Here is a 23,360-nt window from a genome sequence, read left to right as displayed (position 1 = left end):
GACCGTCGCCGTATCCCGGTCCGAGGACACGGGGGGAATACCCGCGGGAAAGCTGAGACGCGGGGTGCCCAACCCGCGGATCCCGCTGCCGGTGGTCTCGGTGCCGACAGTGCTGCTGTTCACCGGCGGCGCCATGGTCTGGACAGGCGCCACCTGGCTGGTGGTCAACGAAGCCGCGCCGCTCTGGGTGACCATTCCCCTGCACGCGCTCGTCACCTTCACGATGTTCACCGTGCTGCACGAGTCGACGCATCACGCGGCCGGGCAGTTCACCTGGGTCAACGAACTGCTCGGCAGGCTCGCGATGCCGTTCGTGGCCGGCTACGGCTCCTTCCCCCTGGTGCGCTACATCCATCTTGAGCACCACCGCAACACCAACGAAGACGCCTACACCGATCCGGACGCCTGGACCGCGCACGGCCCGTGGTGGCAGTTGCCGCTGCGCTGGCTGACCATCGACTTCTGGTACGCCCGCTTCTACGTGGCGCGGCAGCGCACGCGGCCGCCGTCGGAGCGGGTCGAGACCGCGGCCGTCCTCTCGCTGAGCCTCGCCGCGTTCGCCTGGCTGGCCGTGACGGGTCACGGCTGGGAACTGCTGGTGGTCTACCTGATCCCGCAGCGCATCGGCCTGGCCGTGCTGGCCTGGTGGTTCGACTGGCTCCCGCATCACGACCTCGGCGAGCAGCGGCAGAACCGGTTCGGCGCCACCCGCGTCCGCGTCGGCCTCGAATGGCTGATGACGCCGATCATGCTGTGTCAGAACTACCACCTGGTGCACCATCTCCACCCGGCGATCCCGTTCTACCGGTACCTGCGCGCGTGGAAGGACAACCGCGACGCCTACCTCGCCAGGGACGTCCCGATCGCGACGGCGTGGGGCCGCGAGCTGACGTCGACGGAGTACCGCGAGTGGCGGCAGCTCACCGGTTCGTTCGACGAGGACCCGCCCGCTCCCGAGCCCCGGCAGCCGAGCCTGTTCCACTCGCTGCGGGTCTCCGACGTCCTGCCGCTGTGCGAGGGCGCCGTCACCGTGACGTTCGAGGTGCCGGAACGGCTGCGGGAGACCTTCCGGTTCACCCCCGGCCAGCATCTCGTCATCCGCGCGGAGGTCGACGGGGAAGAGGTGCGGCGCGCCTACTCGATCTGCTCGACACCGGACTCGGGGGTGCTGCGGATCGCGATCAAGCACCAGCTCGGCGGCGCGTTCTCGACGTTCGCCACCAGGGAGCTCGCCGCGGGCGACGTACTGGAAGTGCTGCCCCCTGACGGGATGTTCACGCTAACTCCCGCAAAGGGCCGCTCCGGCCGGTACGTCGCGCTCGCCGCCGGGAGCGGGATCACGCCGATCCTGTCGATCCTGACCGCGACCTTGCGGGACGAGCCGAACAGCAAGGCGACCCTGCTGTACATCAACACCTCCGGCGCCAGCACGATGTTCGCCGCCGAACTCGGCGTCCTCGCCGCGCAACTGGGCGGGCGGCTGCACGTCGTGCACTACCGCACCGACGAACGCGACCCGGACCTGCGCACGCCGCGGCTCGAGAAGCCGTTCGACATCGTCGGCGAGGCACTGGCGATCTCGCACGAGCGCTACCAGCGCGGCCGTCTCGACAGCACCCGCCTCCGCGCGCTGCTGCAGGCCCGGCTGCATCCGGCGAAGGTGGACGACTGGTTCCTGTGCGGCCCGCGCGACCTCGTCGACATGGCCCGCCGGACGCTGGCGGACCGGGACGTCCCCGAAGAGAACGTCCACTTCGAGCTGTTCCAAGGCGCGCTTCCCGTCCGCCCCTCGCGGCGGCCGGGCCCGGTGCTGACCGTGACCGCGGGCGGGAAGACCGCCGAAATCCCCGCGACGGACGGCGAAACCGTCCTCAGCGCCGCGCTGCGACACGGCGTCGACGCGCCGTACGCGTGCATCGGCGGGGCTTGCGGGACGTGCCGGGCGACGGTGGTGCGCGGCAGCGCGCGGATGGACGTGCACTACGCGCTCGGGGACGAGGAGGTCGCGGCCGGGCGGATCCTGACCTGCCGGGCGGTGGCGACTTCGGACGAGCTGAGCGTGGACTACGACCGCTGAGGTCGCTCTTCTCGGCAGGGAGTCTTGGTCCGTGAAGGCCTCCTTGCCTACCCTGAAGGTAGTGAAGGAGGCCTTCACGGACTTCGGCCACGCATGGCACCCCGGTCACTGGCCCGGAGGCGTCCCGTCCTGCGGCGGCCCCTGGTCCTCCCCCGTCGACTCCCGCACCGACTGCGCGGTCGCGGTCGTGCCGGACGTCGTGGCGACGACGGTGACGGTGTCCCCGGTCGCGACGCCGCTCACCACCGACGAGTCGATCGTGTAGACCTTGCTGAACCCGTCGTCGCTCACCGCGGTCAGCGACGTCGCGCTCAGTTCGGTCACCTTCCCGGTCTGCGTGAGCTGCGTGGTGTAGCCGCCATTCCCGTCCGAGACGACGTACTCGCCGTGAAGGGCACGGGAACCGCCGGGCCCGCCCATACCCGCCCCACCGCCCGGCGCGGCGGAGGCGACATCGGCGTCGGCCGACGAACCGGCGGCCCAGATCGCCGCCCCGCCACCGAGGGCGAGGACCGCCGCAGCGCCACCGGCGATGACGGCCTTGCGCTTCCCGCCCCGAGCGGGCGACGGAGCACCCCAGTCCGAAGTGGACGGAGTGGACGGAGCGGGCTGGGTGGTCGGCGTGTTTTCGTTCATGGTCTTCGACTCCTGTGGTCTCGTCGTTGCCTCCACCGTCCGTATCGCGGCTGTGCCGGGCCTGTGCCCGCCGTCAGACCTTTCTGTGACCCACGCGCACAGCCCCCCAGCACACAGCGAGCTCACAGGCGGGACACAACGCGCACATACGACCTCGGCGCACGCTCGAGGGCATGGCACCCGGTCCGGTCCCGACCCCCGGCCCGCGCCGGTGGTCCCGGCCCGGGCGGCTTTCCCTGCGCACCAGACTGACCGGCTCGATGGTGCTGTTGCTGACCTTCGTCTGCCTGGTGATCGGCGTCGCGAGCGAAATCGCGCTGCGGTCGTTCCTCACCGGTCAGATCGACAGCCAGCTCTCGGCCGCCTCGGCCCGCGCCCACGACTACGCGAACCGGCCGCCGGATGGTCTGCCCGGTTTCGGCCCCGACCCGCTCAACGCGCCGGGCCAGGCGTCGGGGACGCTGAGCGTCCGCTTCACCGGCGACAAGGTGCTCTACGCCGGATTCCTTTCGGTCAAAGGACTTCCCGAGGGTCTGTCGGCCGAGCAGGAGACGCGGTTGCGGTCCGTTCCGGTTGACACGCCGCCGACGTCGCTCGCGCTCGGGGAACTCGGCGACTACCGGCTGCAGGCCGTCTCGATCCCCGGCGGCGTGGTCGTCACCGGGCTCCCGCTCGAACCGGTGCAGGACACCTTGGCCACGGTCGGGTGGATCCTGTTCGGGGTCGCGGCGGCAGGCGTCACCGGCGCCGGGTTCCTCGGCGCGTTCGCGGTCCGGCGCACGCTGCGGCCGCTCGACCGGGTCGCGGCGACGGCGGGCCGCGTGTCGGCGATGCGACTCGACCGCGGCCAGGTCGCGCTTTCCGTGCGGGTGCCCGAGATCGACACCGATCCGCGGACCGAGGTCGGCCAGGTCGGTTCGGCGCTGAATCACATGCTCGGGCATATCGCACAGGCGTTGGAAGCGCGGCAGGCCAGTGAGACCCGCGTCCGCCGGTTCGTCGCGGACGCGAGCCACGAACTCCGCACCCCGCTCTCGGCGATCCGCGGGTACGCCGAACTCGCCGGCCGCGGCAGCGCGCTGGTCCCGCCGGAGGTCGCGCGTTCGATGTCGCGGATCCAGTCCGAGGCCGCCCGGATGACCACCCTGGTCGAAGACCTCCTCCTGCTGGCGAGGCTCGACGCCGGACGGCCGCTCGAAGCGGGCGAGGCCGATCTCACCCGGCTGACCGCGGACGCCGTCGGGGACGCGCACGTCGCCGGTCCCGAACACCGCTGGGAACTGCGTCTCCCCCCGGAACCCGTGCTGGTCCGCGGCGACGTCCAGCGTCTGCACCAGGTGCTGGCGAACCTGCTGTCCAACGCGCGCACGCACACCCCGCCGGGCACCACGGTGATCACCGAACTGGGCCGCTCCCGCACCGGGGCGGCGGTGCTGACCGTCACCGACGACGGGCCCGGTATCGCGCCCGAACTCCTGCCGAGCGTGTTCGAACGCTTCGCCCGCGGAGACTCCTCGCGGTCGCGGATCGCGGGCAGCACCGGGCTCGGCATGGCGATCGCGTCGGCCATCGTCGTGGCCCATCACGGCACGATCGAGGTGCACAGCCGTCCCGGGCACACCGAGTTCGCCGTCCATCTTCCGGTGATCGGATCCTCACAGCGGGTGCACAGCTTCGGCACAACCCCACCCCAGGTCGAGATCCGACGCTGAGGCCATGACCCTCCTCGCCTCCCGCGACGAAGCCGATCAAGCCGCTCCACCCGCCCGAGGCAGGCCCGCCGACCCGCGCTGGATCCGGCCCTCCCTCGCCGCTCTTCTGCTCGCGACCGCCGTCCTCTATCTGTGGAACCTCGGCGGATCCGGCTGGGCCAACGCCTTCTACTCGGCGGCGGCCCAAGCGGGATCGCTGAGCTGGAAGGCGTTGTTCTTCGGCTCCAGCGACGCCGCGAACGCGATCACGGTCGACAAGACACCGGCCGCGTTGTGGGTGATGAGCCTTTCCGCGCGCCTGTTCGGCGTCAACCCCTGGAGCATCCTCGTACCGCAGGCGCTGATGGGTGTCGGTTCGGTGGCCCTGCTTTTCGCCGCGGTGCGCCGGACGTCCGGCCCGGCCGCGGGCCTGCTGGCGGGCGCCGTCCTCGCGCTCACCCCGGCCGCCGCGCTGATGTTCCGGTTCGACAACCCCGACGCCCTGCTCGTCCTGCTCCTGGTGGCCGGCGCCTATTGCGTCGTCCGCGCGCTGGAGGAGGCGAGCCCGCGCTGGCTGGCACTGGCCGGGGTCGCCGTCGGATTCGGCTTCCTCGCCAAGATGCTGCAGGCGTTCCTGGTGCTGCCCGCGTTCGGGCTCGCCTACCTGATCGCCGCGCCGACGTCGGTCGGGCGCCGTCTGCTGCACCTGGCAGGAGCGCTGGGCGCGACGATCGTCTCGGCGGGCTGGTACCTCGCCGTCGTGGCGCTGTGGCCCGCCGCCGACCGGCCGTACATCGGCGGCTCGCAGGAGAACAGCCTGTGGGAACTCGTCTTCGGCTACAACGGTTTCGGCCGCATCACCGGTGACGAGGTCGGCAGTGTCGGCGGCGGCGGCAACGGCGGCTGGGGCGGTACCGGCTGGGACCGGTTGTTCGGCAGCGAGATGGCGGGCGGGATCGCCTGGCTGCTCCCCGCCGCCGTCATCGCGCTGGGCGCCGGGCTGTGGTTCACCCGCCGCGCCCCGCGCACCGATCGCGGCCGGGCGGCGCTGATCGTGTGGGGCGGCTGGTTCCTGGTGACGGCCGTGGTGTTCAGCTACATGGGCGGCATCATCCACGCCTACTACATGATCGCGCTCGCCCCGGCGATCGCCGGGCTCGTCGGGATCGCGGGCACGCGGTTGTGGCGGGCACGGGGGAATCCGGCCGCCGCGGGTGCCTTGAGCGCCGGGATCGGGCTGACCGCGCTGACGGCGTATCTTGTGCTCTCGCGGCAATCCGACTGGCTTCCCGGACTGGCGATCACGATCCTCGTGGCCGGCCTCCTGTGCGCGTTCCTGGTCTTCTTCGCCGCACGATTATCCGATGCGGCAAGGCGTCTGGTCGCCGTCGGCGCACTGGTCACCGTTCTCGCGGGCACCGGCGCGTACACGGTCGCGACAGCGGCCACCCCGCATTCCGGCGCGCTGCCCTCGGCTGGTCCGGCGACCGGACGCGGCATGGGCCCGGGTGGCGGCAGCCTCGTCATCGGCGGGCAGGGCGGGCAGATCGTCCGCGGCGGACCGGGTGGAGGACTGCTCGACACCAGCTTGCCCGGCGACAACCTCGCCGCTCTCCTGGGAAAGGACAGCGCGGACTACACCTGGGCGGCGGCGACGGTCGGCTCCAACAACGCGGCGGGCTACCAGCTCGGCGGCGGGGCGCCGGTGATGGCCGTCGGCGGGTTCAACGGCACGGACCCGGCCCCCACCCTGGAACAGTTCCAGGAGTACGTCCGAAGTGGACAGATCCACTACTTCCTCGGTGACGGCATGATGATGCGCGGGGAGACCGGCAGCGACGCCGCCGAGCGGATCGCCGAATGGGTCGCGGAGACCTATACACCGACCACTGTGGACGGTGTCACCGTCTACGACCTGAGCCGGTGAATCCCGTGACGGAACACAGCGACGGCACAGCTCCGGCACAAGCCGGCCTCAGCGCGATGGCCGAGATTGACGCTATGACAGCCGCGATCCTCTCCGGCGCCGAAACCGGCCGCCGCCCCGCCATCGCCCCGACCGGCACGGCCGTTCTCGACGTCGTCATCCCGGTCTACAACGAGGAAACCGACCTCGAACCGGGCATCCGACGACTGCACGCGTACCTCGTCGAACAGTTCCCGTACCCGTTCCGGATCACCGTCGCGGACAACGCCAGCACGGACGGCACCCTGCGCGTCGCCGAACGGCTGAGCCGCGAGTTCGAGGACGTCGAAGTCCGCCACCTCGAAGAAAAGGGGCGCGGCCGGGCGTTGCGCGCCGTCTGGTCCACTTCGGACGCTCCAGTGCTGGCCTACATGGACGTCGACCTCTCGACCGATCTGGCCGCGCTCGGCCCCCTTGTCGCGCCGCTGCTGTCCGGGCACTCCGACCTCGCCATCGGCAGCAGGCTCGCCCGCGGCGCACGGGTGGTGCGCGGACCGAAACGGGAGTTCATTTCCCGCTGCTACAACCTGATCCTGCGCGGCACGCTGGCGGCGAGGTTCAGCGACGCGCAATGCGGGTTCAAGGCGATCCGCGCCGACGTCGCCGAGCGGCTGCTCCCCCACATCCAGGACACCGGCTGGTTCTTCGACACCGAATTGCTGGTACTGGCGCAAAAGGCCGGACTGCGGATCCACGAGGTCCCGGTGGACTGGGTGGACGACCCGGACTCGTCGGTGAACATCGTCGCCACCGCGACCGCCGACCTCAAAGGCATCGCGCGGCTGACCAAGGCGACGCTGACCGGCCGGATCCCGATCAGCGGCCTGCGCGAACAGCTCGGCCGCGCCCCGATCCAAGTACAGGCACCGGGAGTGGCGCCGAGCCTCGTGCGGCAACTGGTGCGGTTCGCCGCCGTCGGCGTCGCCAGCACCGTCGCCTACCTCGTGCTTTTCCTGCTGCTGCGGACGTTCACCGGCGCCCAGGTGGCGAACTTCGTCGCGCTGCTCGTGACGGCGATCGGCAACACCGCGCTCAACCGGCGCCTGACCTTCGGCATCCGCGGCAAGGAAGGCGCCGGGCTGCACCAGTTCCAGGGTCTCATCGTGTTCGGCCTCGGGCTCGCGCTCACCAGCGGCGCGCTGGCGCTGCTGCACACGATGACGGCCCCCGGACTGCCGCTTGAGACCACCGTGCTCGTGCTCGCGAACCTCACGGCCACCGTTCTGCGATTCCTGTTGCTGCGCGGCTGGGTCTTCCGCTCGTCCCGCCGCCGGCCCGCCACCGAAATGGAGAGCTGACCCCATGACCACCGCACTCGCTTCCCGGGTGGAGCCCCGCCCCGCCGAGGAAGACGTCGCGAAGCCGCCTGGCCGCTGGGTCCGTCCCGCGGTCTTCGGCCTGCTGGCCGCCACCGCGCTGCTGTACTTCTGGAACCTGACCGCCTCCGGCTACGGCAACTCGTTCTACGCGGCGGCGGTGCAGTCCGGCACGCAGGACTGGAAGGCGTGGCTGTTCGGCTCCCTCGACGCCGGGAACGTGCTGACCGTCGACAAGCCCCCGGCCGCGCTCTGGGTCACGACGGCGTTCGCCCGGATCTTCGGCTTCTCCAGCTTCACCGTGCTGGCCCCGCAGGCGTTGATGGGGGTCGCTTCGGTCGGCCTGCTGTACCTGACGGTCAAACGGACCTCCGGGCCGGTCGCCGGTCTGTTCGCCGGGGCGGCGTTCGCGCTCACCCCGGTCGCCGCGCTGATGTTCAAGTTCAACAACCCGGACGCGTTGCTGACGCTGCTGCTGATCGCCGGCGCGTACTGCACGATCCGAGCGATCGAAAAGGCGAGCCCGCGCTGGCTGGTCCTCGCCGGTGTCGCCATCGGGTTCGGCTTCCTGACCAAGATGATGCAGGCGTTCCTGGTGCTGCCCGCGTTCGGCCTCGCCTACCTCATCGCCGCGCCGGCGTCACTGGGCAAACGCTTGCTCCACCTGCTCGCCGCGGTCGTTTCGGTGGTCGTCTCGGCAGGCTGGTTCATCGCGCTGGTCGACCTGTGGCCGACAAGCTCACGGCCGTACATCGGCGGTTCGACCGACGACAGCCTGCTCGAACTGGCACTGGGCTACAACGGGCTCGGCCGGATCTTCGGCGGAGGCCGCGGCGGCGGCACCATGGTGGTCGGGACCACAGGCGGAGGCATGGTCGAGACCACAGGCGGGGGCATGGGCGGGAACGTCGGCTTCGGCGGCGAAAGCGGCCTGACCCGGATGTTCGGCGCCAGCTTCGGCGGCGAGGTGTCGTGGCTGCTGCCCGCCGCGCTGATCGGGCTGGTCGCGGGGCTGTGGTTCACCCGGCGGGCCGCCGGGACCGACCGGACGAGGGCCGCGCTGGTCGTCTGGGGCGGCTGGATGCTCGTCACCGCGCTGGTGTTCAGCTACATGGGCGGCATCGTGCACCCGTACTACGCCGTCGCGCTGGCGCCGTCGATCGCCGCCGTGGTGGCGATCTCCGGGACCTCGTTGTGGCGCGGCCGGGCACATCTCGCGCCGAGGGTGTTCCTGTCGCTGATGATCGCGGCCAGTGCGGTCTGGGCGTACATCCTGCTGGACCGTAACGCCGACTGGTTGCCCGCGCTGCGCTGGATCATCACCGGGCTCGGCCTGGTGACCGCGACCGTCGTGCTGGTGGGTGTCCCGCCGCTGCGCAAACTCGTCGCCGTCGTCGCGACGGTCGCCGTGCTGACCGTCGGCCTCGGCACTGCCGCGTATGCCGTCGAAACCGCTTCTCAAGCGCATTCCGGCTCGATCCCGACGTCCGGCCCCGCCACCGGCGGTGACCGCGGCATGGGCGGGCCGGGTATGGAAGAAGAGGGCTCGTCCGCCGAGATCGGGGCCGCGCTGGCCGCGACCACGACGAAGTGGGCGGCGGCGACGTCGAGTTCGCAGTCCGCGGCGAACCTGGAACTCGCGAGCGGGAAGTCGGTGATCGGCATCGGCGGCTGGAGCGGCTCGGATCCGGCGCCGACCCTGGCCGAATTCCAGCAGTACGTGGCCGACGGCGACATCACCTACTACGTCGAAGGCGGCCGCGGCGGTGGCCCCGGTGGCGGCTCGAACGAGATCTCCGAATGGGTCGCGGCGAACTTCGCCGCCACCACGGTCGGCGAGCAGACGGTGTACCACCTGCTTTCCTGAAAATGCTTCGACAAACGTTGGGGCGCACGGGAATCCTGGACGGCGTGAATCGGCCGTACCGCTGGGACCTCGTGCGCCCCGACCAGCTCGGGACGCTGGTCGAACGCGCCGGAAAACCGTCGCTGTGGTTCCTGGACGAGCTGATCGAATGCGCCGCGAAGGTGATCGCCCGCGCCGGTGACGCGGACCTGTACTTCGTCGGCCGCTCGGCGGACAGCGTGTACGACCTGCTGAGCGGAACGCCGTGGCGGGAACGGATCCACCGGCTGCCGCTGTCCTTCGCGGGCATCCGCGAAGGCCTGACGGCCGCCGACGTCGCCCGGCTGCGCGCCAACCTCACCGCGGCGGGGCTGAGCCCGCACGACCTGGCGCGCGGACGGCCGAAGGTCTTCGTCGACCTCGTCTACACAGGACAGACGTTCACCGAGCTGTACGGGGTGCTGCGGGACTGGATCGAGGACGAACGCGAGGCCTGGAACGTCATCCGCGGCAGGCTCCGCTTCCTCGGGATCACCATCCGCGAAGACACGGACCCGTCGGCGTTCCGCTGGCAGCAGCACTTCGGCTGGCCCGCCGAACTGCCCGCGAACGGTGTCCGGAACATCTCGCTCGGCTGGCCGGTCTGGCACTACTTCGGCGACGTGCAGGCCAAACTCACCGCCTCCTTCCCTCGGCCGCGCTGGTCGGACGAGAACGGCAGCGCGCCGGAGCATTCGGAGCCGCGATTGCGCGGGCTGGCCGAGGCGGTCGCGATCGTCGAGGCGGGGCGTTCGAGGGCCGCGCGGGACCTGCTGGTGCGGCACCTGCGGAGCGAACCCGCGATGGCCGAGAGCTGGCTGCGGACGTTGATCACGCGCCTGCGGTAGCCGACCGATAGGCGGTTATCACCCAACCCTCAGCCGCCACACAGGAAACAGGCGGACGCTGGAAGCAGGCGATCACCCAGGGGTGAGGAGAAGACCATGAGGGAACTTCCACACTGGCACACGGCGAGCGCGCAGGGGCCGCGCAAGCACAACGCGGACGCCGTCGGGGCGTATGCGGCCGCGGGCGGGGCGGGAATCGTGTTCGCGCTGGCCGATGGAGTCGGAGATCACCCGAACGCGGCACACGCGGCGCGAACGGCGGCTTCCGCGGCGGCCCGGGCGCCGGTCGAGCAGGGCGCCGTCGCGGCTGTTTTGGCTGCTCAGAGGGCTGTTCTGGAGCTCGGCGGGACCGGTGACTGCGTCCTCGTCGTGGCCGTCCCGACCGACGAGGGGTATGGCGTCGCGTGGGTCGGGGACGCCCGGGCGTACGCTTGGGACGGTTACACCGTGCGGCAGGTGACGAAGGACCATACGATCGCGCAGTACTTCCGCGACCACGGCCAACCCGTGACACCGCGGATGGAACACGTCGTCACCACCAGCGTCCGCACGGCCGGTACTCACGAGATCGGCACGGCCACCGTCACGACCGGAGGGCTCCTGCTCACCAGCGACGGTGTGCACAAGACGCTCGACGGGCCGACCATGCTCGACATCCTCGGGATGCCGGGCGGGGCGGCCACGGAGCTGGTGCGGACGGCGATCTCGCTCGGTGGCTCCGACAACGCCACCGCGATCGTGGTGGATCCGCCCAGCGCGGATCTCACCACGGAAAAGTTTCGCGTCGCGGCCTGAACCGGGCGGTCAGGCCGCGACGCGATCCCTTTTGAGTTGCCGGTACTCGCGCAGCACCAGAACGACGATCACGACGTCGAGGGCCGCGAAGAACGGCAGCGCGAGCGAGTGCGTGTGGATCGCGCGGAAGACCTCGTAGACCACGAACGCCGAGAGCACGACGGCGGCCACGGGGTAGGCGCGCATGATCTTGCGCGCCAGCGCCCAGACCAGGCCGAGCTTGATGAGCCCGTGCGCGACGAGGTACACGACGGCGAAGGTCCGGCCCTCGACGAAGTGACCGGCCGCGAGTTCGAGGTGCCGGGCCAGCGCCCCCTCGGGGTCGCCGAGCAGGTCCCGGGTGACCACGGCGTGCGCGAAACCGGTGATCACCGACGCCGGGACGACCATCAGGACGAGCCCGCCCACCAGCTGCAAGGCGCCATCGAGCCCCTTCAGGGTGATGGCGATCCGGAACAGCTTCTCGGTGCTCATGGGCGCTCCCTCCGCGATCACCTCACCCTGCCTCACCCTGCCGCCGGCCGCAGCCGCCGTCACCGGAACAGGCGGTCCCCGCAGGTCCGGCACCGCTCGTGGCGCGCCGTCCGGCCGGAGGGGTCCCTGCCGTAGAAGGGAAAGCACGGCGCACCGCAGACGGCGAGGTAGATGCGCCCGCACCGCAACGGCCGCGTGCCGACGTGGTGTGCCACGGCCAGTGCCTGGTGGCGCTCGCCCGCTTCGGGCAGCCAGCCGTCTTCGGGCAGCTTCGCGAGCACGTCGGCGTCGACGTCGTCCGAGCGGCGGAGCAGGGCCGCGCCGAGGTCGGTGAGCCGTTCCCCGAGATCACGGAGGACGTCGGCGCGTGGCACGTCGTCCTCGACCATCCGGGTGACGAAAGTGATGTCGGTGCCCAGGGAGCCGTGGAGGTCCCGGAGCCGGTCGAGCAGGCGGTGATCCATGCCTTCCCATTAAGGCGTTGCCGCGGAGGAAGAAAAGCCGCGCCTTACGCCGTGTAGGTGATCCGGCCGTTCATCACGGTGGTGGCGACGGGGATCTCGCGCAGCCCGGCCGGGGAAAGCTTCGACGGATCCACCGCGGTGACGACCAGATCCGCGACGTCCCCGACGGCCACTCCGGTCCGGCCGCCGGACGCCGCCGTGAGCGCGGCTTCCAGCGGCATCGCCTGCTCGGGGTGCCACGGCGGGCGGTCGTCGTCGGTGCGGCTGACCGCCGACGCGATCGCGTCCCAGGGGTCCAGCGGCGCGACCGGCGCGTCCGAGCCGAACTCCAGGGTCACCCCGGAGCGATGCAAAGCGCCGTAAGGGAAGGCCCGATCGGTCCAGCCGTGCCAGTGCCTGTCGGCGACGTCGCGGTCGTCGGGCTGATGGGCGGGCTGCACACTCGCCACGACACCCAGTTCGGCGAAACGCGCGACGTCCTCGGCGCGCAGCAACTGCGCGTGCTCGATCCGGCCCGGGCACCCGACGCCTCCGAAGGCGTCGAGCGCGATCTTGTTGGCGTGGTCGCCGATCGCGTGCACCGCCGGTGCGAGTCCGTTCTCGAAAGCCTTGCGCATCAACGGTTCCAGCTCGTCGGGCGGCAGTTCGAGCAGCCCGTGGGAGTCGGTTCCGGCGTAGTGCCCCACGCAGTACGCGGTGCGGGTGTTCAGCGAACCGTCGACGAACAGTTTGAACGGGCCGACCGTGAGCAGTCCGCCGGTGTCTTCGAGGACGTCGCCGGTGCGGTGGCCGCGTTCGACGGCGGTCTCGAGGAGGTACTTCGCGATCACGCAGGAAACCCGGACCGGCAAGGGTTTCCTGGCCAGCCGTCGCCGCCAGTCGGTGACCGTGTCGGCGTACTCGTAGTCGACGATCTTGGTGACGCCGCGGGCGGCCGCCGCGTCGAGCGCGTCGGCGACCCAGCCGTCGATGACGTCTTCGGGGGCGATGGGGAGTTCGGCCGTCGCGCTCATGCAGTCGTTCTCCAGCAGCACGCCGGTCGGGTGCTCGCGGCCGATGAGCTTGAGCGCGGCGGGGCTGAGCCACAGCGTGTGGAGGTCGGCGCCGAACAGGGCGACGGGGTGCCCGGGCAGGGCCTTCTGCAGCAGGTCCTTGTGCGGGGCGTCGGGCCAGAGGCCGTCGCGGAACCCGGCGCCGAGCACGAGATCGCCGGGTGGCACGGGATGCGCCAGCAGGTGGGCGAGCACGAGATCGACGGTGTGCGCGGCGGACGTCGCCTCCCCCAGCGGGATCCGGCGGCGCGCGGCCGACCACTGCGCGGTGTGCACGTGCGCGTCGACGAGGCCGGGCAGCAGCGTGCCGCCGTGCCCGTCCAGGATCTCCGACGCCTCACCCGCCTGCCCGGGGCCCGCGACGGCCGCGATCCGGCCGTCCTTGATCAGCACGTCCGACAGGGAACCCGCCAAGCCGACCCGGACCCGGCGCACCAGAAGATCGTCCACTCCCCCACCTTGCCAGCCGGTCCGCGTTTCGTCCTCTGAATGCGAAGGGTCAAGAGCGGGCGAAGGTGAGCTTCCCGAGCGCGGCGACCAAGGGCGCGAGTTCGGGGAGTTCCTCGGCGGCGGCCAGCGCCTCGGCGAGCACGGTGTCGTGCGTCGGCCTCGCGGCCGCGAGAAGCTCCTGTCCCGCCGGGGTGACCTCCGTGTAGATCCCGCGCCGGTCGTCCGCGCACAGGTAGCGCTGCAGCAGTCCCCGGTCCTCCAGCCGCGACACCAGCCGCGTCGTCGCCGACTGGCTGAGCACGACGGCGTTCGACAGCTGGTTCATCCGCAGATGGAAGCCGTCCTGACGGGCGAGCACGTCCAGCACGGTGTACTCGGTGACGGACAGTTCGTGCTTCTGCGCCAGCGCGCGCTCGAGCGCGTCCTCGATCCGCGCGTGCAGCGCGGCCAGAGTCCGCCAGCCTTGCGCGCGCGCCTCCACGGCGTCGTCGGCCAGTGACACGGTTCACCTCTTCCCCGGTTGCCCGAGCTTTGTTGCGTCGTGCATCATCAAGCGTGTGCAATATACGGCGTGTGCAACTATTTCAGACGCTTGTAGTTGCTCACGCCAGTCAACACCACTCTACGGGAAGAAGTGAGCCTCCAATGCCTGCCGCTCTGCTCGCACTGGCGATCAGCGCCTTCGGTATCGGCACCACCGAGTTCGTGATCATGGGCCTGTTGCCCGAGGTCGCGGGCGACTTCGGCGTCTCGATCCCCTCCGCGGGGCTGCTGATCTCCGGCTACGCGCTCGGCGTAGTGGTCGGCGCCCCGGTGCTGACCGCCCTCGCGTCGCGGGTGCCGCGCAAGACCGTCCTGGTCGGCCTGATGGTCCTGTTCATCGCCGGCAACGTCGTTTCCGCGCTGGCCCCCACCTACGGCCTGCTGATGACCGGCCGCGTGGTCGCCGCGCTCTCGCACGGCGCGTTCTTCGGCGTCGGCGCTGTCGTCGCGTCCTCGCTGGTCGCGGCGAACAAACAGGCCAGCGCCATCGCCCTGATGTTCACCGGGCTGACCGTCGCCAACGTCCTCGGCGTCCCCGCCGGCACCGCGCTCGGCCAGGCGTTCGGCTGGCGCTCGACGTTCTGGGCGGTCAGCGTCCTCGGCGTGATCGGCCTGATCGGGATCCTCGCGCTGGTCCCCGCGCAGGCGACGACGAAGAGCGCGGGCCTGCGCAGCGAACTCGCCGTGTTCCGGCGTCCGCAGGTGTGGCTCGCGCTGGCGATGACCGCGCTCGGGTTCGCCGGGGTGTTCGCGTCCTTCACCTACATCGCCCCGATGATGACCGAGGTCGCGGGCTTCTCCCCCGGCGCGGTGACCTGGCTGCTCGTGCTGTTCGGCGGCGGGCTGTTCGTCGGCAACCTGCTCGGCGGCAAGGCGGCCGACCGGGCGCTGATGCCGAGCCTCTACGTCATCCTCGCCGTGCTCGCGGCCGTGCTGATCGTGTTCGTCTTCACCGCGCACGCCCAGCTCCCCGCCTCGATCACCATCGCCGTCTTCGGCGCCGCCGGTTTCGCGACCGTCGCGCCGCTGCAGGCCCGCGTCATGGACAAGGCCGAAGGCGCGCCCGCGCTGGCTTCGGCCGCCAACATCGCCGCGTTCAACCTCGGCAACGCGGCGGGCGCGTGGCTCGGCGGCCAGGCCATCGAAGCCGGGCTCGGCTACACCGCGCCCAACTGGATCGGCGCCGCGCTGGCACTCGCCGGACTGCTGGTCGCGGTCATCTCAGGCATGCTCGACCGCGGGCGGCGAAAGGCTCGTCGCGCCGAACTGGCCCCCGCCGCCTGACCCGTCAAACCCCACGAAAGGAACGCAAGTGACCGACATTCCCACCGTCAAGCTGAACAACGGGGTGGAGATGCCGCAGCTCGGGTTCGGCGTCTTCCAGGTGCCGGACGAGGAGACCACCGCCGCGGTCAAGGCCGCGCTGGACGCGGGCTACCGCAGCATCGATACCGCCGCCGTCTACGGCAACGAAGCGGGCGTCGGCAGGGCACTCGCCGAGTCCGGGATCGCCCGCGACGAGCTGTTCGTCACCACCAAGCTGTGGAACAGCGAGCAGGGCTACGACGCCACGCTGAAGGCGTTCGACGTCAGCCTGGAGAAGCTGGGCTTGGAGCAGCTGGACCTCTACCTGATCCACTGGCCGACACCGGAGCGCGACCTCTACCGCGACACGTGGAAGGCCTTCGAGAAGCTCTACGCCGACGGCCGGGTGCGCGCGATCGGCGTGTCCAACTTCCAGCCCGTCCACCTCGAACGCCTGCTCGACGCCGGTTCCGTGACCCCGGCGGTCAACCAGGTCGAGGTGCACCCGTACCTGCAACAGGCCGCGGTGCGCGAGTTCGACGCGAAGCACGGCATCGCGACCGAAGCGTGGAGCCCACTGGCCAAGGGCGGCGACCTGCTCGGCGAAGACGCGGTGAAGGCGCTGGCCGCCAAGCACGGCCGCACTCCGGCGCAGGTCGTCCTGCGATGGCACCTGCAGCTCGGCAACGTCGTGATCCCGAAGTCCGTGACGCCGTCTCGGATCAAGGAGAACCTCGACGTCTTCGGGTTCACGCTGTCGGAGGAGGACATCGCTTCGCTTTCCGTGCTGGACCGCGGTCTGCGGACCGGGCCGGACCCCGACACTTTCAACGTCGCCTAAGCGTCTGGTCTCGTGAGTGGCAGGGACGGGTTAGAACCGTCCCTGCCACTCACGAGGTCCTGGGCGGGCTTTCCCAGGTCGCGGGCGTAGCGCTTTGTTTCCGCACGAGCCCGCTGCGTAGCCGGTTACTATTCGGCCGCACAGACGGCACTTGTGCGAAAAGAGGTAACCGGACGATGCAGGCCCGAGGACGCGCCGTCCTCGCGACACTTCTGCTCGTGGCGTTCCCAGTGGTGGTCGTCGCGGTGGGTGTCGCCAGTGTGCTGGCGGGCCTGCGGATCCCGGGCAAAACCGGCGTTTACGTCATGCTCGGCGGGCTCGCGATCATGATCGCGCTCGGTTTCGGGCTGGTGAGCGCGCTGCGGGCACGGCGTCCCCCGATCGAAGGGCCGCGGCTCGACCGCGACGCCCATCCCGCGCTGTGGGAGATGATCGACGACCTCGCCGCACAGGTGAAGACGCGGCCGCCGGACGAGGTCGTGCTGATCGGCGAGATCAACGCGGCGGTCAGCGAGGACGCCCGGTTCCTCGGCCTGCGGCCGGGTCGCCGCACGATGCTGATCGGGCTGCCGTTGCTGGCCGCGATGAGCGTGAGCGAACTGCGCTCGGTGCTCGCGCACGAACTCGGCCACTACAGCGGTGGCCACACCCGGCTGCTCGCGCTGACCTACCGCGGCACGCAGACGCTCGCCTTCACCGTCGACAGGCTGGACGGCGGTCCCGCCAGGGCCCTGCTTTCCGCCTACTCGAAGCTGTACCTGCTCATCGCGCGGTCGGCGAACCGGCGACAGGAACTACAGGCCGACGAGGCGTCCGTGCTCGCCGCGGGAAGCCGGACGGCGGCCGCCGCGCTGCGGAAGGCCGCGACGCTGAGCCCGCTCTGGAAGGACTACTCCGAGCGCTATCTCTCGCTCGGCGCGACGGCGCGGCGCACTCCCGCGGTCCTGCTGGGGTTCCGTTCGTACCTCAACCACCCGGCCCAGCGAGACTGGGTGACCGAGTACGCCGAAGACCTTCTCGACGGCGAAGAGCTCTCGAAGTACGACAGCCATCCGCCGACGAAACGCCGGATCGCCGCGCTGGCCGGGGTGCCGGACAACCCGGTGAAGCCGGACGCGCGGCCGGGCTGGTCGCTGCTGGGCGCGCCGAAGGTCGACGTGCCCGAGGCGGAACTGGACGTGCTGGTCCACGACGTCGGGCCGCGAGCGGACTGGGACGAGGTCGTCAAACGCGCGGGCCGGGCGTCGGTGGCGGAGGGCGCGAGGCTGCTGACCTCCGCCGGGATCGAGAGCAGGCTGGCGCCGCGCGGCACGATCGGCGAGGTCGTGCGGGTCCTGCGCGACGGTGACGCCGACGCGCTCGCCAAACCCCTGCGGGCCCCGTCCCGCCAAGAGGGCCGCGACCTGCTGACCGACTTGTTCGCCGACACCGTCACCGCCGCGATGATCGACAACGGGGTCGCCGCGCACCGGCTGAACTGGGGCGGCGGCTGGGAACTCTGCCTGGGCGACGGCGAACCCTTCGACGTCGCCGAGCTGGTCGGCCCGGCGGTGCAGAGCCCGCGCGCGGTCGACGAACTGGTCAACAATCTGCAGTTGCTGAACGTGCCCGCCGGATACTTCTGCAAACAGGAACCCCGCCTGGATCCCGACCCCGCCGAAGCCCGGATGCTCGGGATGTTCACCGCGCTGAAGGCCAAGCGGAAGCTCTACGACCTGGTCGTCTGCGACAGCGAAGTGGTGCTGCTGCCGATGGCGCGGGCGGTGCTGATCCGCCGGGGGCTCGCCGGGCTGATCGGGGCGCGCGGGGTGTCGGACCGCAAGCGGATCCGGAAGCTGCGGGAACGCGGCCTGGACGATCTGCGGGCCGAACCGGGCGCGCGGCGGATCCCGTTCACCGACATCGTCGCGGGTGGTTTCCCGCGCCGGAAGCTCACCGGCTACCTGACGCTGGAACTCTCCGACGGCGAGACGCTGGAACTGGCGATGACCGGCAACACCGAGGACTTCGGGACCGCCCACGACGAACTGACGGCGTTCTTCAGGTCGCTGAAGGCTTGACCCAGGCTGTCCTTGTGGCGCCGGTACAGACGTCGTGAGTGGCAAGTGTCGTTCTAACCCCACTTGCCACTCACGACCAACCCGACCCACGCGTCACCGCCGCCCCGCCCGCTTGAGGTGCGCTGGGCGCACGTCGCGCTACGACGTCCCTACGGCTTGACCCCAACGCCGCCCAGGCTCAGGTAGTTCAACTGGGTCAGCGGCGCGAGACGCGGCCCCTCCGGCCACCATTCGTGCAGGTGGACCACGCCGGGATCGAGGATCTCCAGCCCGTCGAACAGCGACTCGACCTCCTCGCGGCTGCGGTGCGCCGTGGGGTAGCCGATGCCGGCCATCAGGCCGTCGAGTTTCCGCGCGAACGCGCCGCGTGGACCTTCGCCGTCGGTGTAGTAGTGCGTGAGCAGCATGTACGACCCGGGGGCGAGCGCGTCGACATAGCCGCGGACGATGGCCCGCGCCTCGTCGAGGTCTTCGATGTGGTGCAGCACCGCGTTGAGGAGCACCGCGACCGGGCGGTCGAGTTCGAGATGCTCGGCGATCACCGGATCGCTCAGGGTCTGCTCGGGGTCGCGCAGATCCGCGCCGCTGACGTGCACGAGGTGGTCTTCCAGCAACGCCAGTCCGTGTGCCTGGACCACCGGGTCGTCGTCGACGTAGATGACCAGCGCGTCGGGGTTGTACCGCTGCGCGGTCTGGTGGGTGTTCTCGACGTAGGGCATGCCGGAGCCCAGATCGAGGAACTGGCCGACCTCACGGGTGCCGGCGAGGAACCGGACCACCCGGCTCGCCCAGGACCGGAACTCCTTGGCCACCGCGGCGCCGTCGGGGGCCACCTGGAGGAAGGCCTCGACGGCGAGCCTGTCGATCTCGTAGTGGTCGTGTCCGCCGAGGAGGGCGTCCTTCATCCGGGCGAGATTGGGCTTGTCGTAGTCGAGGGGTGGCAGCGGGCGCCTCGGCATCGACCGGACCTCGTCCGAAGTCATGGACACGCTCCACCCTTCAGCCGTATGTGGATCGTGGTGAACACGGTCCACGGCTCCCTCGACATCGACGGACAGTGCACAGGTTACGACACGGCGTGGGAGGAAGTGAACCTCCCCAAGGGCCTTGCCTACCTGCGATGATCACTTGAAGACAAGTTCGCGCCACGTGCGGCCGCCGTCGACTGTGCGGTAGACGGCCGATCCCCCTGCGGCGTCGGGCAGTCCGTCGACCACCACGCCGGCCCGTTCGTCCGGGAAGTCCAGATCGTTGAGGCAGACCCCGCGGCCGCTGAGCTCCGTCGTCTTCCAGGTCACCCCGCCGTCGACGGTGCTGTGCAGGAATCCGGTGCCACCGCCTTCCGCCGCGACGGTCGCCGCCGCGGGCGAAGCGGCACTGAAACTTTGGTTGATCCCGAGGGTGGGCGCTTGCGCCGTTCCGGTGAACCGCCCGCCGAGCTTCGGCGCCCGCCACAGCCGCCGGACGGTCGCGCCCGGATGCGGTGTCCCCGGTCCCCCGCTGCACAGCGCCAGCACGCGACCCTGCCGGATTCCGCTCAGCAGAGCCGAACTGTCCGCCGGACAGGGCGGCGGCGCGGCGGTGAAGGTCAGCCCGTCGGACGACGTCCAGTACTTCTGGACGCGGTAGTCCGACCCCATCGACACCTGCACGCCGCCGCTGGTGGCGACGTCGCCGTAGGTCGCGGAGCCGGTGACGGTGAACCCCGGGACGGGCGTGAGGACCCGTGTACCGGATGGCCCGGCATACAGCGTCGTCGTCGACGGGCTGCCGAAACCGGTGACCATCGCGAACACCCGCGCGCCCGCTTCGGTGATTTTCGAAATATAGAACGGCTCCCGGATCCCGGCGAGCCGGACGCCGGACCAGGTGCCGCCACCGTCGTGGCTGGCGAGCAACCGGTTGCCGTCGGAGAGGAAGACCTCGTGCTCGTCGATCACCGTGAGTTTGACCTGATTGTGGTTGTCCGGCAACGAGATCGGCGGGGCACCGACGAGCCGCCACCGCTTCCCGCCGTCGGTGCTCGACAGCAGGGACGCGCACCATCCCGGTTTCCCGCACGGTGAGAACCCGAGGACGAACCCGCGCAGCGGTCCGGTCCAGCTCGTCGAAGCGGGCGCGAAACCCTTGGGTACCAGCGAATCGGCGGCGGCGGAGGGAGTGCGGACAGCCAGGGCGGTCACTGCGGTGGCGGCGAGCGCGGCCCACCGGTTCGGCTTCATGACCACGAGACGTGCGGCCCTCGCGGGGGTTGCCCACCGTTCGGGGTGAACCCTCAGATCATCTCCGGTACGCTCTCAAACCTTGTTTCGCCCGGGGCGGGACCGGGTACCCGGCGTTCGGCCGGTGAGACGGAGGTAGCACCGATGGACGACGCGGGTTCGCGCGCTGGCGGTGACGACGAGGAGCCCGATGCGGGGACCACGCAACGCCGCTTCAGCCTGAACGTCCACGACCCGGACCATCCGCCCCGCAAACTCGCCGGCCGGTACGAGATCGGGGATCTGCTCGGCCGCGGCGCCACCGCGAGGGTCTTCCGAGCCCATGACCTGCGCGAACGGCGTGAGGTCGCACTGAAACTGTTCCACGCGGACACGATGACCCGCGACGAGCGCCGCCGGGAGCAGGAGATCCAGACCCTCAGCTCGGTCCGCCACCCCGGGCTCGTCCCGATGTACGACGCGGGCTCCGACGACGGCTACACCTACCTCACGATGCGCCTGATCGAGGGCCCGAACCTGGCCCAGCGCCTGCGGTCCGGCCCGCTCTCCCCGGACGCCGTCGTCGATCTGGCCGCCCGGCTGGCCGACGCGCTCGCCCACGTCCACGCGCACGGCATCACCCACCGCGACCTGAAACCGGCGAACATCCTGCTGGCCGACGACGGCCCGATGATCGGCGATTTCGGGGTGGCACACGCCTTCGACGCGACCAGGGTGACCGAGACCGGCGGTGTCGTCGGCACGGCCGCGTACATGGCGCCCGAGCAGGTCCGCGGCGAGAACGTCGGCCCGCCCGCCGACATCTACGCGCTCGGCCTGGTCCTGCTCGAATGCCTGTCCGGGGAACGGGAGTACACCGGGACGCCGGTCGAGGCCGCGGTCGGGCGGCTGCACCGGCCACCCCGGATCCCCTCCAGGCTTTCGGTGACCATGACGACGTTGCTGCGCGGGATGACCGCGCAGAAGCCCTCGCAGCGCCCGACGGCGGCGGCGATCTCCCGGATCCTGCTGGAGGACTCCACCGGGACGAAGGTCGTGCGTCTCGGGCCGAGCACCCGCAAGCGGGCGGCCGTGGTCGCCGCCATCAGCGCGCCCGCCGCCGCGATCACCGTCGCCGTGCTGCTGACGGGCAGCCAGACCGCGACGAACCCGCCGGTCCAGCCGGGCGGGATGCTTCCTCCGGCGGCGACGGGAACTTCCGGCCCGGTGGCCAGCCAGGGAGCACAGCCCCCGGACGCCGCCGAAACGTCCACCCGTGGCGCGAAAGAAACCCACGGCACCGTCGTGGTGACCGAAGTCGTGCCGGTCTCCGCGAATCCGCCCCAAGCGACCGAAGGCGTCGGCGTCACCTCGGCACCGAGCGACACGACCGCGGCGGGCGGCGACCCGAGCATCTCGGTCAAGCCGAGCAAGACGAAGACCAGGAGCAAGACGAAGACAAGACCCGAGCCCCCTGGCTGAGCACCCGCTCGACCAGGCTGTCCACTGTGGACGATGATGGGAGAGACGGCGATGACCTATCTCAACGACCCGCGTGAACCGCAGGAAGAGATCGTCGAGCGGACGCCTGCCCGGATCCGCGTCGTGCGCGTCGTCAACGCCGTCGTCCACGCGGTGTGCTGGATCTTCGCGCTGGTGCTGCTCGTGCACATCCTGCTCGTGTTCGGGGAAGCCAACCCCGCCAACGGGTTCGCGCGGCTGATCGACCAGTGGTCGCGCGGTGTCTCACTCGGCCTGCGCAACCTGTTCACCCCGGAGGGCCCCAAACTGCGCACCCTGTTCAACGACGGCCTCGCCGCCCTGCTGTGGCTGATCATCGGCGGCGTGGTGACCGACCTCGTCTCGCGGATCGGCCTGCCGGGCCCGAAGCGGGTCTGGTACCGCCGGCCACTCAGCTGAGCGAACCCGGCTTCGCCTCCGGAGCGCCACCGGCCTGGGCCTGCTCGGACTGGGCCTCGGTGGCGTCCGGGGGCGCGGCCTCGGCGGGCCGTTTCCGATCCGGCTCCGGCTCGGTGTCGAAATGCTCACGGCACCACCGGCCGTAGCGTCTCGAATGCACGGTCATCGCGGCACCTCCTCCTCTGCCACCATGATCCCCCATATTTGTGACGTGCGCCACTCGTTTATCCGGGGTCAGCGGGCGAATTCGGTCACGATCTCGGCGCAGAACGCGGGCAGGTCGCCGGGATTCCGGCTGGAGATCAAGCCGTTGTCGTTGACGACCTCCTGGTCGACGACGGTGCCGCCGGCATTGCGGATATCGGTGCGCACACTGGGATACGACGTGAGCGTGCGGCCGCGGACGACGTCGGCCTCGACCAGCGTCCACGGTCCGTGACAGATGACCCCGACCGGTTTGCCGCTGTTCACGAAGTCGCGGACGAAACGGACGGCGTTCTCGTCCACGCGCAGATTGTCCGGATTCATCGTGCCGCCGGGGAGCACGAGCGCGTCGAAGTCGTCGACCGTCACGTCCTTGACGACGCGGTCCACGGTGAACTTGTCCGCCTTGTCGATGTCGCCGTTCATGGCCTGGATCTCGCCGGATTCCAGCGAAACCAACTCGGCCGTCGCCCCGGCATCGGTGACCGCTTCGCGCGGTTCGACCAGTTCGACCTGTTCCACTCCGTCCGCGGCAAGGATGGCCACGCGGCGTCCGTTCAGCGATGTCGTCATGGGATTTCCCTCCTGAAGTCTTCCTCGCCCCCGGACTACCCCGGGCCGAGCCCGCCGAA

21 protein-coding genes are annotated in these 23,360 nt (G+C 70.6%); 12 read left to right on the top strand and 9 right to left on the bottom strand.

The window, feature by feature from the left end:
* The first annotated feature begins 64 nt into the window (after positions 1-64).
* Positions 65-2,077, top strand: coding sequence for a fatty acid desaturase (locus ACFOSH_RS00535; RefSeq protein ID WP_378236616.1), 2,013 nt, complete (start codon positions 65-67; stop codon positions 2,075-2,077).
* 105 nt (positions 2,078-2,182) lie between these two features.
* On the opposite strand, the gene ACFOSH_RS00530 is transcribed toward ACFOSH_RS00535, so the two are convergent.
* Positions 2,183-2,713, bottom strand: a complete 531-nt coding sequence (locus ACFOSH_RS00530; protein ID WP_378236560.1) for a hypothetical protein — start codon at positions 2,711-2,713, stop codon at positions 2,183-2,185.
* Between the two features lie 173 nt (positions 2,714-2,886).
* Here ACFOSH_RS00530 and ACFOSH_RS00525 point away from each other — a divergent pair, with 173 nt between their 5' ends.
* The 6 genes from ACFOSH_RS00525 (at position 2,887) to ACFOSH_RS00500 (ending at position 11,214) form a co-directional block, all read left to right on the top strand.
* Positions 2,887-4,425: a sensor histidine kinase gene (locus tag ACFOSH_RS00525; protein WP_378236559.1), complete on the top strand. Its 1,539-nt coding sequence runs from the start codon at positions 2,887-2,889 to the stop codon at positions 4,423-4,425.
* A 4-nt stretch (positions 4,426-4,429) separates the two neighbouring features.
* Positions 4,430-6,331: an ArnT family glycosyltransferase gene (locus tag ACFOSH_RS00520; RefSeq protein ID WP_378236558.1), complete on the top strand. Its 1,902-nt coding sequence runs from the start codon at positions 4,430-4,432 to the stop codon at positions 6,329-6,331.
* A 74-nt stretch (positions 6,332-6,405) separates the two neighbouring features.
* Positions 6,406-7,668: a glycosyltransferase gene (locus ACFOSH_RS00515; RefSeq protein WP_378236557.1), complete on the top strand. Its 1,263-nt coding sequence runs from the start codon at positions 6,406-6,408 to the stop codon at positions 7,666-7,668.
* 4 nt (positions 7,669-7,672) lie between these two features.
* Positions 7,673-9,553, top strand: a complete 1,881-nt coding sequence (locus ACFOSH_RS00510; protein WP_378236556.1) for a glycosyltransferase family 39 protein — start codon at positions 7,673-7,675, stop codon at positions 9,551-9,553.
* A 44-nt stretch (positions 9,554-9,597) separates the two neighbouring features.
* Positions 9,598-10,419, top strand: coding sequence for a hypothetical protein (locus ACFOSH_RS00505; protein ID WP_378236555.1), 822 nt, complete (start codon positions 9,598-9,600; stop codon positions 10,417-10,419).
* A gap of 96 nt (positions 10,420-10,515) precedes the next feature.
* Positions 10,516-11,214: a PP2C family protein-serine/threonine phosphatase gene (locus ACFOSH_RS00500; RefSeq protein WP_378236554.1), complete on the top strand. Its 699-nt coding sequence runs from the start codon at positions 10,516-10,518 to the stop codon at positions 11,212-11,214.
* A gap of 9 nt (positions 11,215-11,223) precedes the next feature.
* Here the strand turns inward: ACFOSH_RS00500 and ACFOSH_RS00495 are convergent, their stop codons facing one another.
* Genes ACFOSH_RS00495 through ACFOSH_RS00480 form a run of 4 tightly spaced genes read right to left on the bottom strand, consistent with a single transcriptional unit; the run spans position 11,224 to position 14,156 of the window.
* A complete protein-coding gene (locus ACFOSH_RS00495; RefSeq protein ID WP_378236553.1) occupies positions 11,224-11,688 on the bottom strand; it encodes a DUF2127 domain-containing protein in 465 nt (154 codons plus the stop codon).
* Between the two features lie 59 nt (positions 11,689-11,747).
* Complete coding sequence (locus ACFOSH_RS00490) at positions 11,748-12,152, bottom strand: hypothetical protein (RefSeq protein WP_378236552.1); 405 nt, start codon at positions 12,150-12,152, stop codon at positions 11,748-11,750.
* 44 nt (positions 12,153-12,196) lie between these two features.
* Positions 12,197-13,654 (bottom strand): amidohydrolase, encoded by a 1,458-nt coding sequence (locus ACFOSH_RS00485; RefSeq protein WP_378236551.1) that lies wholly within the window; start codon positions 13,652-13,654, stop codon positions 12,197-12,199.
* Between the two features lie 49 nt (positions 13,655-13,703).
* Positions 13,704-14,156 (bottom strand): MarR family winged helix-turn-helix transcriptional regulator, encoded by a 453-nt coding sequence (locus tag ACFOSH_RS00480; protein ID WP_378236550.1) that lies wholly within the window; start codon positions 14,154-14,156, stop codon positions 13,704-13,706.
* 143 nt (positions 14,157-14,299) lie between these two features.
* On the opposite strand from ACFOSH_RS00480, the gene ACFOSH_RS00475 reads away from it, so the two are divergent.
* The 3 genes from ACFOSH_RS00475 (at position 14,300) to ACFOSH_RS00465 (ending at position 18,403) form a co-directional block, all read left to right on the top strand.
* Positions 14,300-15,481 carry an MFS transporter gene (locus tag ACFOSH_RS00475; protein ID WP_378236549.1) on the top strand — a complete coding sequence of 394 codons (1,182 nt, stop codon included), beginning with the start codon at positions 14,300-14,302 and terminating at the stop codon, positions 15,479-15,481.
* Positions 15,482-15,509: 28 nt separating this feature from the next.
* Positions 15,510-16,343 (top strand): aldo/keto reductase, encoded by an 834-nt coding sequence (locus tag ACFOSH_RS00470; RefSeq protein WP_378236548.1) that lies wholly within the window; start codon positions 15,510-15,512, stop codon positions 16,341-16,343.
* Positions 16,344-16,519: 176 nt separating this feature from the next.
* Positions 16,520-18,403, top strand: coding sequence for a M48 family metallopeptidase (locus tag ACFOSH_RS00465; protein WP_378236547.1), 1,884 nt, complete (start codon positions 16,520-16,522; stop codon positions 18,401-18,403).
* A gap of 149 nt (positions 18,404-18,552) precedes the next feature.
* Here the strand turns inward: ACFOSH_RS00465 and ACFOSH_RS00460 are convergent, their stop codons facing one another.
* Positions 18,553-19,386, bottom strand: a complete 834-nt coding sequence (locus ACFOSH_RS00460; protein ID WP_378236546.1) for an SAM-dependent methyltransferase — start codon at positions 19,384-19,386, stop codon at positions 18,553-18,555.
* A 141-nt stretch (positions 19,387-19,527) separates the two neighbouring features.
* On the bottom strand, positions 19,528-20,625 hold the full coding sequence (locus ACFOSH_RS00455) for a sialidase family protein (protein WP_378236545.1): 1,098 nt from the start codon (positions 20,623-20,625) through the stop codon (positions 19,528-19,530).
* Between the two features lie 144 nt (positions 20,626-20,769).
* On the opposite strand from ACFOSH_RS00455, the gene ACFOSH_RS00450 reads away from it, so the two are divergent.
* Both ACFOSH_RS00450 and ACFOSH_RS00445 read left to right on the top strand, forming a co-directional pair.
* Positions 20,770-22,086 (top strand): serine/threonine-protein kinase, encoded by a 1,317-nt coding sequence (locus ACFOSH_RS00450; protein ID WP_378236544.1) that lies wholly within the window; start codon positions 20,770-20,772, stop codon positions 22,084-22,086.
* A gap of 51 nt (positions 22,087-22,137) precedes the next feature.
* Positions 22,138-22,524, top strand: coding sequence for a hypothetical protein (locus ACFOSH_RS00445; protein ID WP_378236615.1), 387 nt, complete (start codon positions 22,138-22,140; stop codon positions 22,522-22,524).
* On the opposite strand, the gene ACFOSH_RS00440 is transcribed toward ACFOSH_RS00445, so the two are convergent.
* Together ACFOSH_RS00440 and ACFOSH_RS00435 are read right to left on the bottom strand one after the other, a co-directional pair.
* The gene (locus ACFOSH_RS00440) at positions 22,517-22,690 is read right to left on the bottom strand and encodes a hypothetical protein (RefSeq protein ID WP_378236543.1); all 174 of its coding nucleotides are present in this window, start codon (positions 22,688-22,690) and stop codon (positions 22,517-22,519) included. The two genes, ACFOSH_RS00445 and ACFOSH_RS00440, sit on opposite strands and share 8 nt — an antisense overlap.
* A 68-nt stretch (positions 22,691-22,758) precedes the next feature.
* Entirely contained in the window at positions 22,759-23,301 is a 543-nt protein-coding gene (locus tag ACFOSH_RS00435; protein WP_378236542.1) for a type 1 glutamine amidotransferase domain-containing protein, read from the bottom strand.
* Between the last annotated feature and the right edge of the window lie 59 nt (positions 23,302-23,360).

This window comes from Amycolatopsis speibonae (genome assembly GCF_042647925.1).
Lineage (GTDB): Bacteria > Actinomycetota > Actinomycetes > Mycobacteriales > Pseudonocardiaceae > Amycolatopsis > Amycolatopsis speibonae.
Note: the sequence above shows the minus strand (reverse complement) of the source record. Positions and strands in the feature narration are given on the sequence as shown.

Coding starts and splice junctions, on each gene's coding strand:
- ACFOSH_RS00530 (WP_378236560.1), bottom strand. CDS start 2,713: ATGAACGAAAACACGCCGACCACCCAGCCCGCTCCGTCCACTCCGTCC.
- ACFOSH_RS00525 (WP_378236559.1), top strand. CDS start 2,887: ATGGCACCCGGTCCGGTCCCGACCCCCGGCCCGCGCCGGTGGTCCCGG.
- ACFOSH_RS00520 (WP_378236558.1), top strand. CDS start 4,430: ATGACCCTCCTCGCCTCCCGCGACGAAGCCGATCAAGCCGCTCCACCC.
- ACFOSH_RS00515 (WP_378236557.1), top strand. CDS start 6,406: ATGACAGCCGCGATCCTCTCCGGCGCCGAAACCGGCCGCCGCCCCGCC.
- ACFOSH_RS00510 (WP_378236556.1), top strand. CDS start 7,673: ATGACCACCGCACTCGCTTCCCGGGTGGAGCCCCGCCCCGCCGAGGAA.
- ACFOSH_RS00500 (WP_378236554.1), top strand. CDS start 10,516: ATGAGGGAACTTCCACACTGGCACACGGCGAGCGCGCAGGGGCCGCGC.
- ACFOSH_RS00495 (WP_378236553.1), bottom strand. CDS start 11,688: ATGAGCACCGAGAAGCTGTTCCGGATCGCCATCACCCTGAAGGGGCTC.
- ACFOSH_RS00490 (WP_378236552.1), bottom strand. CDS start 12,152: ATGGATCACCGCCTGCTCGACCGGCTCCGGGACCTCCACGGCTCCCTG.
- ACFOSH_RS00475 (WP_378236549.1), top strand. CDS start 14,300: ATGCCTGCCGCTCTGCTCGCACTGGCGATCAGCGCCTTCGGTATCGGC.
- ACFOSH_RS00465 (WP_378236547.1), top strand. CDS start 16,520: ATGCAGGCCCGAGGACGCGCCGTCCTCGCGACACTTCTGCTCGTGGCG.
- ACFOSH_RS00460 (WP_378236546.1), bottom strand. CDS start 19,386: ATGACTTCGGACGAGGTCCGGTCGATGCCGAGGCGCCCGCTGCCACCC.
- ACFOSH_RS00455 (WP_378236545.1), bottom strand. CDS start 20,625: ATGAAGCCGAACCGGTGGGCCGCGCTCGCCGCCACCGCAGTGACCGCC.
- ACFOSH_RS00450 (WP_378236544.1), top strand. CDS start 20,770: ATGGACGACGCGGGTTCGCGCGCTGGCGGTGACGACGAGGAGCCCGAT.
- ACFOSH_RS00445 (WP_378236615.1), top strand. CDS start 22,138: ATGACCTATCTCAACGACCCGCGTGAACCGCAGGAAGAGATCGTCGAG.
- ACFOSH_RS00440 (WP_378236543.1), bottom strand. CDS start 22,690: ATGACCGTGCATTCGAGACGCTACGGCCGGTGGTGCCGTGAGCATTTC.
- ACFOSH_RS00435 (WP_378236542.1), bottom strand. CDS start 23,301: ATGACGACATCGCTGAACGGACGCCGCGTGGCCATCCTTGCCGCGGAC.